This is a genomic window from Robertmurraya mesotrionivorans, assembly GCF_050971805.1.
GTDB lineage: Bacteria > Bacillota > Bacilli > Bacillales > Cytobacillaceae > Robertmurraya_A.
This window is the reverse complement of sequence record NZ_JBPCCH010000002.1, coordinates 20,988-33,661: the sequence shown is the minus strand read 5'-3', so window position 1 is coordinate 33,661 and position 12,674 is coordinate 20,988. Positions and strand designations below refer to the sequence as shown.

Here is a 12,674-nt window from a genome sequence, read left to right as displayed (position 1 = left end):
TATTTTTTACATATCATGTCCTGAGTTATGCTTTTGTCTCGTATGGTTACGGTTTTTCACCTTTTTTGAACCGCTAAGTGGCTCTGGTTGGCTGCCGTTGTTGTGACCTTTTGGTGCATTTTTACGCATGTCTTTTCCGTCATTTTTGTTCATTTTCATCCCTCCTATTGATAGGATGGAATGCGCAAGATTTTTTATACCGAATATTTTTATCGTTACCTGCACAATTTAACCTCAAGCAAATAAAGAAAGGAGAGGCTTACATGCCTTACAAAGAGGATAAACAACATGCATTTTTAGCTGCACAGCAAGGCGTAAATGAAGCGCAGGAGCTGTATAACGATATTGTTCAAGACAGTGCTAGCTATGGACATCAGTTAAAGCACTTGAAAAAGGAAGTAAACGAAGCGTATGCACAAATAGAAAATGCACTTGAGGTGGCGTCTGAAACCCAAAGAGCGCAGCTGGAAAGATTTCAACAAGATTTACAATCGATTGTCTCAGAAGTAAATATGACTGAGTAAAATAGATAAGCTGACTCGAGATGATCGAGTCAGCTTTTTCCCACTATTGATTTTTCTTTCTCTTTTTATTATTTTTCTTTTGCATTTCCGTTAATGGTTCGTTTGAAAATTCCTCATTATAACCAGCGCCAGCTCCTTGAGCACTAGCCGCGTTCGTGGTTGGGATTACATGGTTTGCCTTTCTTTTTGCCATTTCTATCACCTCCACTGATATTTTCACCAAAACTATATGGATAATACCGATAACACTTTCATAAAACCTAGAGCGTAAATAAGGACACTATTTTTCCACCATAGCTTTACCTCAAACCTTTTCACTTCAAATAAAAAGAACCACATCAATGTACTCAAGATTTCAATGATACAAAACAGGGGAATAGAAAATAACATAAGTTCAACTTATCAAAAACAATAACTTTCTTGTTATTTACTTATATAAAAGGTTGTATTAAGATAATATTGAAAGAAAAGTTTGAAGAAAATTCATTTTATTCACTTTTCGACTATCAATCTATTGGTATATGAACATTGTAATGGGGGTAATTCATATGTCTAATCAAGATGTATTCCAATCCCGTAAGTCCTTTGAAATCGACGGGAAGCGCTATCACTACTATCATTTGGGAGCTCTAGAAGAAGCAGGAATTGGAAAAGTTTCTAACCTGCCATACTCTATTAAAGTATTGCTAGAGTCAGTTCTTCGTCAGTATGATGGCCGTGTTATTACAAAAGAGCATGTTGAAAACTTAGCAAAATGGGGAACAAGTGAAGTAAAAGAAGTAGATGTACCTTTTAAGCCTTCACGTGTTATTCTTCAAGACTTCACTGGTGTACCAGCAGTTGTTGACTTAGCCTCTTTAAGAAAAGCAATGGCTGATCTAGGTGGAGATCCTAACAAGATTAACCCTGAAAAACCAGTTGACCTAGTAATTGACCACTCTGTACAGGTTGATAAATATGGTACAGCTGATGCACTTCAAGCTAATATGGATCTTGAATTTGAACGTAACACAGAGCGTTATCAGTTCCTTAGCTGGGCTCAAAAAGCATTTGATAACTATCGTGCAGTTCCACCAGCTACAGGTATCGTTCACCAAGTAAACCTTGAGTTTTTAGCAGGGGTAGTACTAACTACTGAAAATGCTGATGGTGAAATTGAAGCGTTCCCAGATACATTAGTTGGAACAGATTCACACACTACGATGATCAACGGTATCGGTGTTCTTGGTTGGGGTGTAGGTGGTATAGAAGCAGAAGCAGGAATGCTTGGTCAGCCTTCATACTTCCCAGTTCCTGAAGTAGTTGGGGTTAAATTAATTGGGGAACTTCCAAACGGTGCAACAGCTACTGACCTTGCCCTAAAAGTAACACAAGTTCTTCGTAAGCAAGGCGTAGTTAACAAGTTCGTTGAATTCTTTGGACCAGGTGTGGTTTCTCTACCATTAGCTGACCGTGCAACTGTTGCTAATATGGCTCCTGAGTACGGCGCAACTTGTGGTTTCTTCCCAGTAGATGGAGAAGCACTAGAATATATGCGTTTAACTGGACGTACTGAAGAGCAAATCAAGCTTGTTGAAACATATTGCCAAGAAAACGGTTTATTCTTCGATCCAGAACTAAACCCTGTTTATACAGATGTAGTTGAAATTAATCTTGCTGACATTGAAGCGAACCTTTCTGGTCCAAAGCGCCCACAAGACTTAATTCCACTATCTCAAATGAAGAAAGAATTCAACCAAGCGATTACTGCTCCTCAAGGCAACCAAGGCTTCGGTTTAACAGAGTCTGAAAAAGACAAAGAAGTAACCGTTACTTTCGACAATGGCGACACGACTGTTATGAAGACGGGCGCAGTGGCAATCGCAGCGATTACGAGCTGTACAAATACTTCTAACCCATACGTATTAGTAGGGGCTGGCTTAGTGGCGAAAAAAGCAGTTGAGCTTGGTATGGAAGTACCTAAATTCGTTAAAACATCTTTAGCACCTGGATCAAAGGTTGTAACAGGTTATCTTTCAGATTCGGGCTTACTTCCTTATCTTGATCAATTAGGCTTCAACCTAGTAGGGTACGGATGTACAACATGTATCGGTAACTCTGGACCTCTTAAGGATGAAATCGAAAAAGCAGTGGCGGAAAATGACCTTCTAATCACATCAGTTCTTTCTGGTAACCGTAACTTTGAAGGACGTATTCACCCACTTGTAAAAGGTAACTACTTAGCTTCACCACCACTAGTTGTTGCATATGCACTTGCTGGTACAGTAGATATCGATCTTCAAAACGAGGCGATTGGAAAAGATCGTAACGGAAACGATGTATTCTTTAAGGACATTTGGCCAACTACTGCTGAAGTAAATGAAGTAGTAAAACAAACCGTTACACCTGAACTATTCAGAAGAGAATATGAAAATGTCTTTGATGACAATGCTCGTTGGAACGAAATCCAAACTAGCAATGACTCTTTATACACGTTTGATGATTCTTCAACATATATTCAGAACCCTCCATTCTTCGAAGGCTTAAAGCCAGATCCAGAAGAAGTAACACCTTTAGCTGGATTAAAGGTAGTAGCGAAGTTTGGTGACTCTGTAACAACGGACCATATTTCTCCTGCTGGTGCTATTGGTAAAAACACACCTGCTGGAAAATACCTTCTTGAAAACGGAGTAGAAATTCGTGATTTCAACTCTTACGGATCTCGTCGTGGTAACCATGAAGTAATGATGCGCGGAACATTTGCAAATATCCGTATCCGTAACCAAGTGGCTCCTGGCACAGAAGGTGGATTTACAACTTACTGGCCAACTGGCGAAGTAACATCTATATATGATGCATGTATGAAGTATAAGCAAGATGGAACAGGCCTAATTGTTCTAGCAGGTAAGGACTACGGAATGGGTTCTTCACGTGACTGGGCAGCAAAAGGTACAAACCTTCTTGGGATCAAAACCGTTTTAGCTGAGAGCTTTGAGCGTATTCACCGTTCAAACCTTGTATTAATGGGTGTTCTTCCACTTCAATTCAAAGATGGAGAAAACGCTGATACACTTGGCCTAACTGGTAAAGAAACAATTGACGTTCAAGTGGATGAAAATGTAAGACCACGTGACCTATTAAAGGTTACAGCTACTGCTGAAGACGGAAGCAAAAAAGAATTCGAAGTTCTCGTTCGTTTCGACTCAGAAGTAGAAATCGATTACTACCGTCACGGTGGAATTCTACCAATGGTTCTTCGTGAAAAATTACAAAACTAATTACTCAGACCGTGTGGCATTTAGCTGCACGGTTTTATTTTATAAAAAAATAGTTGCTCAAAAACAGAATATTGTTAAAATATAATAGCAACCAATTACAACATTAAGAGGAGCAAAAGATGACAACTAACTTTATTCAATCCGTTACTTTTGACGACCAAGGTCGATTGCATATTCTAGATCAAACAAAACTTCCACATATTACTGAATTTATTGAAATTCAAACCGTAGAAGACACATGGGATGCCATTAAACAACTAAAGGTTAGAGGAGCCCCGGCGATCGGGATCGCTGCAGCATACGGACTCGTATTAGCGGTAAAGGATGCACCGGAAGACAGCTTTGATGAGTTTTATCAAGTTTTTAAAAAGCATCTTGATTACTTAGCTTCATCCAGACCAACGGCAGTGAATCTTTTCTGGGCATTAAATCGTTTGGACGAGCTGGTGAAACAACAGCAAACTCAACCAATCAGTGAGATCAAAGCCTCTTTAATAAGAGAAGCACATGAAATCCGAAATGAGGATGAAGAACTATGTCGTGCGATCGGTGAGCATGCCTTAACTCTTCTTGAAGATGGAATGACGGTTCTTACACACTGTAACGCAGGTGGAATTGCTACAGCGAAATATGGTACAGCCCTTGCACCAATCTACTTAGCTAAGGAAAAAGGGATGGATATTAAAGTATTCGCAGATGAAACAAGACCGCTTCTTCAAGGAGCACGTTTAACCACTTGGGAATTAATGCAGGCTGGAGTAGATGTAACACTGATTGCTGATAACATGGCAGCGATGGTCATGAAAAAGGGAATGGTACAAGCAGTCATTGTTGGATGTGACCGTGTGGCTGCCAACGGCGATGCAGCTAATAAAATCGGAACATACGGAGTAGCTTTGTTAGCAAAAGCTCACAATATTCCTTTTTATGTCGCAGCACCAACGCCAACAATTGATATTGATACACCAACAGGAGAAGATATTCCGATTGAAGAACGTGGTTCAGAAGAAATCACTCAAGCGTTCGGGATTGAAACAGCTCCTCAAGGCGTGAATGTATTTAATCCAGCATTTGACGTAACTCCACATAACCTCATCACTGCAATTATTACCGAAAAAGGCGTCATTAAAGGTAATTATAGTGAGGAATTAAAGAAATTATTTAATTAGTTTGCGTAAAGAGAGCTCCTAGAGCTCTCTTTTTTTATACTAGTCAGGGTATAATAGTAGAAAATAAAGAAGCAAGGAGTTAGTCATGGAGACAATTGTTTTAGGTCCGCTACTTATCCCATACAAATGGCTGTATTTCTTATTAGCGGGTATAACTACATACATTACGGTAAAAATTACTTTAAAAGAGAACAAGTCTTTCTTCAAAATGTTTATGGATGAATTAACTAATGCTTTATTTTTATGGTTTCTCGTTTATAAATTTAGCATCGTCCTTTTTCGCCCAAGTATTCTATTCGAAAGGCCCATAGAAATTCTTTATTTTACAGGCGGTTCTAAGGGGCTTCTATTGGGGACTTTCGTTGCTGTATTATTTTTTATCAGAAAGGCTTATAAAAACAAGTGGAGTGTTCCTTTAACACTACATGCTGCAGTTTATACTCTGCTCACATTCATTATTTCTTATTGGATCATCCACACGCTTTTTGCAATATTTTAAATCAATAATCTACATGGAGGGACATCATGCTTAAAAAAGTAACGTTAGCGGTCTTCCTATTATCCTTTATGACGATTACTCTTACTCATACGATGGCGGAAGCAGCCCCAGACAATCTCCCAGGTTTACGGGTAGGGGAGAAAGCTCCTGATTTTAAGCTAAAGACCCTCGACGGAAAAACGGTTAAGTTATCGGATTATCGTGGAAAAAAAGTGATTCTCAACTTTTGGGCAACTTGGTGTCCTCCGTGCAAAGCGGAAATGCCTGATATTCAAAAGTACTACAATGAAGCAGATGACAACGTAGAAATATTAGCGGTTAATATTGACCCTCAGTACGATATAAAGAAGTTTGTACGCGAGGCCAATGTCACATTTCCCGTTTTATTAGACAGCAACGATGAAGTTAATACCATGTATAGAATTCTCACCATTCCCACAACTTATTTTATCGATGGAGAAGGAATCATACGCAGCAAGCATTTAAGTGTCATGACAATCGAGATCATTCGCGAGCATATCAAAAACATGTAATCTGCCTTTAAGAGGCAGATTTTATTTTGCGAAGGCTTGCACTTTATTAAATTTTCAAAAAGTTGTAATAATTACAAGCACTACCGGACATAATGACTGTTATAATAGTGATAAGGATGGTGAATACGACATGAGAAAACCAAGAAAACGCTCTTTTGAGGAACTAGTAGCTGAAAACAAACTTCAGTTATTACGCGATCAAGAGGCTTTAGATAAAATTGAAGCAAAGCTTGAGGAAAAAAGGCTAGGTAAAGCGGAATAAGGGAAGGATTCCCTTACATGTTTCTCTTTAAAAAAGCTGATACTTTTTAAAGAGGAGGGATAGTGATGGGAAATCCAAAAAGAAATTCCAAACCTTTTGTTCCAAGTCACCTCGGAACTCAACCACGTGGGTTCAGTGGCAATAATGGTAAAAAAATGAATGATACATCAGGCAAACATGCACAAGTAATTCAAACCAAAGGTGAATAATCTATGACAAACCCGTCAACTAGACGGGTTTTATTTTTGTTAAAAAGAACAAAGAAACACCATTCGTTTCCTCTGTTATTTCTGATTTAAATAGGCAAACCTATCTTTGTAACGCACTAATATGAATGAAGGAGGAATTGACCATGGTCAAAAACAAACCAAATCCTGATGACAGAAGCGATAATGTCGAAAACATTCAATCGATTATTGTTCACACAATAGAGAATATGCAAGAAGCTGAAGCTGCTATGGAACATAGCAATGCTAAAGATGTTGCTGAAATTGAAGCAAAGAACGAAAGACGAAGAGAAGCACTTGATGCGCTACGTTCTGAAGTGAAGGAAGAAGCACAAGCTAGACAAAATGGGGATACTGAATAAGTAAGGCAAAGAGGCTGTATACGCAGCCTCTTTCTTCATGCTTCGAGATAAATATGGTAATATAGAAAAAAATAAAGATAAAAAAGAAGTGATATTATGGAACAACAACTAGAACTACATACCCTGACACCTGAAGTGATTGACCAATGGGAAACAGAACTCCGCGAAACCGGATCTATAGAAGACGAGACAAAGGTCATTCATGCGATTCATTCGCTTCATGAACAGAACGATGCCCTTTTACTTTCCAAATTACTCTCCATCGCGTCCCTTTCTAGAACAGCCAAACATGGGAAAGAGGATCATCTTAGCTTTCTATGGATGAACAAAGCACATGAGCTCAATCCAACTAACCAAAGAGCGAGCGAATTTCTGGCACAATTTGAGTGGAAGAAGAAAAAATCAATCCTCGATTCTCTGAAGTTTCCAATCATGCGTGAGACAGATAATCGAGCTGCTAAAAAGAAGGTTGCTGAAGACATTATCGCTATTTGCCAACGTTTCTTATCAACAAGTGATGAACATATCGACGAGTTGGAATCGGGGTATCAACTAGCTTATCGGAACCAAACTGGAGAACTAGTCAGTATTTACCGAAGCCTGATTGATACGCTTGTTGAAGTACAAGAGGTCATTGGCTCGATGTTAAAAGCAGCTGAAGAATACGATGAATCCATATCTGGAGTGTTTCATACAGCCGTTCACTTCCAAGACTTAAAAGGATCGCTCGAAGAACTCGATCGCTTAAAGCAAACATGGGAACAATTATTTGGTGAAGAGGAGACGGTACAGCAAACACAGCACTCCCTAGATACACTTCAAGAAATGATTGGCATGAATAAGGTAAAAGAACGTGTTTCACAGTTATATGAATTTTTAAAGTACCAAAAAGAAAGAAAAAAACAGGGATACCAATCTAAAGATGAACAAAGCCTGCATATGGTTATCACAGGTAATCCAGGTACGGGGAAAACAACCCTCGTTCGACTGCTAGCAAAAATTTACTACGAGATAGGGATTCTTCCTCGAGAAGAGGTCATCGAGACTGATCGTACACGACTCGTTGGAGCGTTTGTTGGTCAAACGGAGGAGAATGTTCGCCAAGCCGTCGAGCAGGCCATTGGTGGAGTTCTGTTTATCGATGAGGCATATAGCTTGAAAAGGGAAGGACAGACCGGAAATGATTATGGTCAAGTAGCTGTTGATACTTTGGTTTCCTTAATGACCGGAAAAGAATACGGTGGGAAATTCGCGGTTGTGCTTGCAGGTTATCCGGAGGAAATGAGGCAATTCTTGGATTCCAACACTGGGTTAAAAAGTAGATTTCCTCGTTCCAACCATATACACCTTGATAACTACTCGACTGAAGAACTTTTAATGATTGCTGAAAAGTTTGCACAAGATAACGATTATTTGCTTACACCTGATGCGAGGAAAGAATTAGAGCACCGCATCGATATGGAAAGGGTCGACGACACGTTTGGAAATGCGAGAACCGTTCAAACACTCGTTCTCGATGCGATTTTTAGAAAAGGATCGAAGAAACAGTCCGAACGATCTGTTTTGGATTTCACAGTACTTGATAGAGACGATTTTGCTTCTAACACAGAACAGGACGAAAAGAAGGCAGAGGAGCTTTTAGAATCACTCGTAGGATTAGAGCATGTGAAAGATGAAGTGGAGAAACTCGTCTCGTTTGTAAAAATTCAAAAACTGAGATTACAAAATAGCTTACCGATCTTGCCAATTCAATTACACTCTGTATTTACAGGAAATCCTGGAACCGGAAAGACGACGGTAGCAAAGGTTTTTTCCAGAGCATTGAAAGAAATTGGTTACTTAAAGAGGGGCCACTTAATTGTCACAAGTAGAGCAGACTTTGTAGCGGGTTATGTTGGACAAACAGCCGCCAAAACAAAAAAGAAAATACGCGAGGCGCTCGGAGGGGTATTATTTATTGACGAAGCGTATTCCTTACTTAGTAAATCACCAGGAGATTTTGGGAAGGAAGCGATTGATACTCTCGTTGATGAGATGACCAAGCACAACGAAAACTTAGTTGTCATTTTAGCTGGTTATCCAAATGAAATGAAACAGCTTCTCGAAAGCAATCCGGGCTTGCAATCTCGTTTTAAAAAGTTTTTTCATTTCCATGATTATAAGGTAGAGGAGCTTATCGAAATCATGGTCACTTACGCAACAAGCTATCATTATATCCTTGAAGATGAAGCCTTATCCTTCTTAAAAGAGGAGCTTACTGGATTGCCTGTGAGCGGAAATGGGAGATTTGCAACAAATGTTATTGACGAAGCAATTCAAGTTCAAGCGTTACGTATTTCAAAAGAGAAAGACTCCGATCTTTCACTTTTAGACAAAGACGATATTAGAATTGCTTTGCACAAAGTAGGAAAAGGGGAATCATAATGCTAGTAGGAAAAAAAGAAATAGAGGTTCGCTATGCAGAAACAGATCAAATGGGAGTTGTTTACCATGCAAATTACCTCATTTGGATGGAGCTAGGTCGAACAAGTATCATTGAAGATCTTGGTTTTAAATATGCTGATATGGAGAAAGAAGGCGTTATATCTCCTGTGATTGACATTCAAGCTTCGTATAAAAAACCAGTAAGATACGGGGAAAAGGCAATGGTCCATACTTGGATTGAAGAGTACGATGGATTCCGTGTAACTTATGGCTATGAAATTTTCACAGAAAGTGGAGATTTAGCTCTAAAGGGAATGTCCCAGCATGTTTGCGTGATGCAAGAAACATTCCGCCCGATTTCCATTAGAAAGAAATTTCCCGTTTGGCACGAGGCATACGAAAAACACAAAAAGCAGCCGGTTGCAACCGAGTAAGAAGGAGAGAACCGATGGCTTTTGGCATTAAAAGAGAAGAATTGCGAGCTTGGAAAAAGAAAATTGATCGTGGTGAAATTGCCTTTCTCACACATTACTGGTTGGACGATCGCTTTCCCGATTGCAATACTGTAACAAAGGTTGGCTGTCGTGATCTGGATCAGTTAGCCAAATGGGGAGAAACCTACAATCTAAAACGAGAGTGGATTCATCATAGAGAAAATGGCTATTCACACTTTGACTTATTAGGAGAACATCAAAAAAGAGTGCTGCTACATGAAAAAGAAGCAGCAACGAAATTATTCAAAAAATAAAGCTGATCCACTTTGGATCAGCTTTTTACTCGTATCGAAAGACTGGCTCATTTACTTGTTCGTTAAAATCAACGAATAAATCCTTACCATCAAAATACCATAAGTCTTTTTCTTCAATATAGTAATGAATATCATCCTTAACCAATTCAAAACCAATTTGATGAGGTGTTTCCGAAGATACTCCTAAAGAAAAGCCTTGCTGTACTGTACTACAGCCACCATAGCGAGCAAAAAATCGAACGTAATCTCCCTTATTTAACAGCATCTCTTCTTTATACCAAGCCGCAGCACGATCATTTACAATTATATTCATAATGAAAAACTCCTTCCGTATATCGAGTATTATAATGCAAATTGGACGGAATTGCTAAAATCAAGCTCGACAAAAGCTAATGAGAAAGTGCTGGAAATCCCCCTACTAAAATAAAAAGAAAGACAAGCACGGAGTGAACCACATATACGGGTAACAAACTCTTACATGTTGATCCTAACCATGCATAACCAAGCCCCGTTAAACCGATGATTAACAAAGAGATGAGAGAATAACCTAAAGAGGTAAAAGGAAGGGTAAAAATGATAGCTGCACCTATCATACTGACCGATCTACTCGTCAATGTTTGTAACCTACTAAGAAATATACCGAATGAGAGGTATATTTTTAACTGTGAGACAAGCAGGGAATAGAAAAGTACCCTTAGCCACTCATGCAACCCATTTATTGTTCCAATACCAAGAAGGAAAAATACCACTACTAATAGAAAGAGGATATTCCTAGTGCTTGTCTTCTGTAGCTGTCTTTCCTTATCAAGTGATGGACTTTTAAAGGATGACGTAATATACGTACCAAAAAGAATAGGTATGAGCCAAAAAGATTCACTCAGTATAAAAAGGAACCCCTGATGAAAAGATAGCTCTGAAATAAAGCGATCCATATATCTCATAATCAGGAGTCCTAAAAAGAGCGAGAGTATCATCCAAACCCATATTCTCTGATTTTCTGATAAGAACAATACGAGTAACAAATGAACAAAAAGAAAAAACATGAACATAGATGGAACGTGTACATGATACAAAACAAAAGTGAATAACGTTAGGAAAACAAGTATGGTATGGTTTACTTTCAAGATTCTACAGCCTTTCAATCGTACTTATCTTTATTTTAACAAATAATTTTGCTGTTAGGGTATGATACATTTGACGGTTGGAAAGGATGGATGGGGAAAGAAAAGCAGTGTCCTATAAAAGACACTGCTTACTCATTTCAGATTATTGGTCATATGTGTCAGTATTTCATTGTACTTGCTTTCGGCGTTACTCATTCCAAAATTCCCAGCATCCTGTAAGGGGACCACCCGATAATTTTGAAGTCTTTGATTTGATACATAGGTTGGAAAGAACCCGGGCTCAGAAAGACGGATAGAAGTTCCATCTGAATTAATCTGCTTGGTTACACGTATAGAAGCCATACCGCCAATATCTTTATAATCTCTCATTTGCCCAGAAAGAAAATTCCCTAAAGAGTATACAACTAGAGCTTGTCTCCCGTCAGAAGCTTTCAGCCATTCCATCGGTTGGAGAACATGAGGATGATGACCAAAGATAATATCTACTCCTTCATCCACAAGGAATTGAGCAAGTTCTTCCTGTTCATCGGTAGGGAAACGTTGATATTCGTTGCCCCAGTGAATACTCATGACAGTAATATCAGCGGCTTCACGTGCGCGGTGGATTTCACTTTTCATGGCTTCCTTATCAATTAAGTTGACTAAATAGTCCTTACCTTCAGGAATAGGCATTCCATTCGTTCCATATGTGTACGATAGATAGGCCACCTTAATTCCGTTCTTTTCCATCATGGTTAACGTTTGCTGATCCTCAGCACTAGAGTATGTTCCAACACTAGGAATCCCAAGTTGATCTAAATTGGTTAGGGAAGTAAGAAGTCCTTTTTCACGTTTGTCTAATGAGTGATTATTAGCAGTGGAGACAATGTCTACACCTGCATCTTTTATAGCGCTTCCAATTTCAACAGGACTATTAAACATTGGATAGCTAGAAATACCCAACTCCACTCCACCAAGTATCGTTTCCTGATTCGCTAACAAAATATCCGGTTGAGATAGTGTTGCTGAAACTTGTTCAAACATGGGGTGAAAATCGTATCCATTGCCAGTTTGAGCATCCTCATACACCCAATCATGAATAAGAATATCTCCAATGGCACCAAGTGTGATCGTTTGTTCATAACTTTTCGATTCGACCCCAAGCGCACGAGGGGATACATTTTTTTCATTATGTACAACTGGACTTGCATTGGCACTTTCATACATGTTCATGAATAAGATTAGAGACGCGATGATTAAAGAACCTGAAAGAACGGCTCCAACCCACATATTGTTTTTCCGCTTTTTTTTTCTAACTCTCCTCATAACTAACACCTACTACATACAGATTATTGGCAATCCATGTACTTTTTCGCTAAGATGGGTATCATAAAGTTTGTCTTTTCTTCATTATGTCATAAATGCGTTACAATATGCGACAATTTTCTTGTTAGGGAGGAGCAAAAAATGTTAAAACTTACCGAACCAGCGTATCATATTTTGCTAACTGCTGTTGAAAAAGAGAAGAGAACAGAAGGGGAAGTACTGTACGTTCGATTAACCATG

16 protein-coding genes are annotated in these 12,674 nt (G+C 38.9%); 11 read left to right on the top strand and 5 right to left on the bottom strand.

What is annotated here, in order from left to right; genetic code table 11:
• Positions 1-6: 6 nt before the first annotated feature.
• Positions 7-153, bottom strand: a complete 147-nt coding sequence (locus tag ACRX5O_RS04300; protein WP_119708486.1) for a small acid-soluble spore protein P — start codon at positions 151-153, stop codon at positions 7-9.
• Positions 154-263: 110 nt separating this feature from the next.
• On the opposite strand from ACRX5O_RS04300, the gene ACRX5O_RS04295 reads away from it, so the two are divergent.
• A complete protein-coding gene (locus tag ACRX5O_RS04295; RefSeq protein ID WP_119708487.1) occupies positions 264-524 on the top strand; it encodes a hypothetical protein in 261 nt (86 codons plus the stop codon).
• 43 nt (positions 525-567) lie between these two features.
• Here ACRX5O_RS04295 and sspO read toward each other — a convergent pair whose 3' ends face one another.
• Entirely contained in the window at positions 568-717 is a 150-nt protein-coding gene (sspO, locus tag ACRX5O_RS04290; protein ID WP_119710601.1) for a small acid-soluble spore protein SspO, read from the bottom strand.
• Positions 718-1,072: 355 nt separating this feature from the next.
• Between sspO and acnA the strand changes: the two genes are divergently transcribed.
• The 10 genes from acnA (at position 1,073) to ACRX5O_RS04240 (ending at position 10,005) form a co-directional block, all read left to right on the top strand.
• Entirely contained in the window at positions 1,073-3,781 is a 2,709-nt protein-coding gene (acnA, locus tag ACRX5O_RS04285) for an aconitate hydratase AcnA (RefSeq protein ID WP_433904793.1), read from the top strand.
• Positions 3,782-3,900: 119 nt separating this feature from the next.
• On the top strand, positions 3,901-4,950 hold the full coding sequence (mtnA, locus tag ACRX5O_RS04280) for an S-methyl-5-thioribose-1-phosphate isomerase (protein WP_433904792.1): 1,050 nt from the start codon (positions 3,901-3,903) through the stop codon (positions 4,948-4,950).
• 85 nt (positions 4,951-5,035) lie between these two features.
• Complete coding sequence (locus ACRX5O_RS04275) at positions 5,036-5,449, top strand: hypothetical protein (RefSeq protein WP_433904791.1); 414 nt, start codon at positions 5,036-5,038, stop codon at positions 5,447-5,449.
• Between the two features lie 26 nt (positions 5,450-5,475).
• Entirely contained in the window at positions 5,476-5,982 is a 507-nt protein-coding gene (locus ACRX5O_RS04270; protein WP_433904790.1) for a peroxiredoxin family protein, read from the top strand.
• 130 nt (positions 5,983-6,112) lie between these two features.
• Positions 6,113-6,244 carry an FbpB family small basic protein gene (locus ACRX5O_RS04265; RefSeq protein ID WP_119708492.1) on the top strand — a complete coding sequence of 44 codons (132 nt, stop codon included), beginning with the start codon at positions 6,113-6,115 and terminating at the stop codon, positions 6,242-6,244.
• Positions 6,245-6,309: 65 nt separating this feature from the next.
• Positions 6,310-6,453, top strand: a complete 144-nt coding sequence (locus tag ACRX5O_RS04260; RefSeq protein ID WP_119708493.1) for an acid-soluble spore protein N — start codon at positions 6,310-6,312, stop codon at positions 6,451-6,453.
• A gap of 143 nt (positions 6,454-6,596) precedes the next feature.
• Positions 6,597-6,833, top strand: a complete 237-nt coding sequence (gene tlp, locus ACRX5O_RS04255) for a small acid-soluble spore protein Tlp (protein WP_433904789.1) — start codon at positions 6,597-6,599, stop codon at positions 6,831-6,833.
• Positions 6,834-6,929: 96 nt separating this feature from the next.
• Positions 6,930-9,257: an AAA family ATPase gene (locus tag ACRX5O_RS04250; RefSeq protein ID WP_433904788.1), complete on the top strand. Its 2,328-nt coding sequence runs from the start codon at positions 6,930-6,932 to the stop codon at positions 9,255-9,257.
• Positions 9,257-9,691, top strand: coding sequence for a YbgC/FadM family acyl-CoA thioesterase (locus tag ACRX5O_RS04245; RefSeq protein WP_433904787.1), 435 nt, complete (start codon positions 9,257-9,259; stop codon positions 9,689-9,691). The genes ACRX5O_RS04250 and ACRX5O_RS04245 overlap by 1 nt, the downstream gene beginning before the upstream one ends.
• A gap of 14 nt (positions 9,692-9,705) precedes the next feature.
• Complete coding sequence (locus tag ACRX5O_RS04240) at positions 9,706-10,005, top strand: hypothetical protein (protein WP_391557941.1); 300 nt, start codon at positions 9,706-9,708, stop codon at positions 10,003-10,005.
• Between the two features lie 25 nt (positions 10,006-10,030).
• Here the strand turns inward: ACRX5O_RS04240 and ACRX5O_RS04235 are convergent, their stop codons facing one another.
• From ACRX5O_RS04235 to ACRX5O_RS04225, 3 genes are all read right to left on the bottom strand, one after another.
• Positions 10,031-10,318: a HesB/YadR/YfhF family protein gene (locus ACRX5O_RS04235; protein ID WP_433904786.1), complete on the bottom strand. Its 288-nt coding sequence runs from the start codon at positions 10,316-10,318 to the stop codon at positions 10,031-10,033.
• Positions 10,319-10,394: 76 nt separating this feature from the next.
• Complete coding sequence (locus ACRX5O_RS04230) at positions 10,395-10,946, bottom strand: hypothetical protein (protein ID WP_433904785.1); 552 nt, start codon at positions 10,944-10,946, stop codon at positions 10,395-10,397.
• Between the two features lie 315 nt (positions 10,947-11,261).
• Entirely contained in the window at positions 11,262-12,434 is a 1,173-nt protein-coding gene (locus ACRX5O_RS04225) for a CapA family protein (RefSeq protein WP_433904784.1), read from the bottom strand.
• Positions 12,435-12,674: the final 240 nt, after the last annotated feature.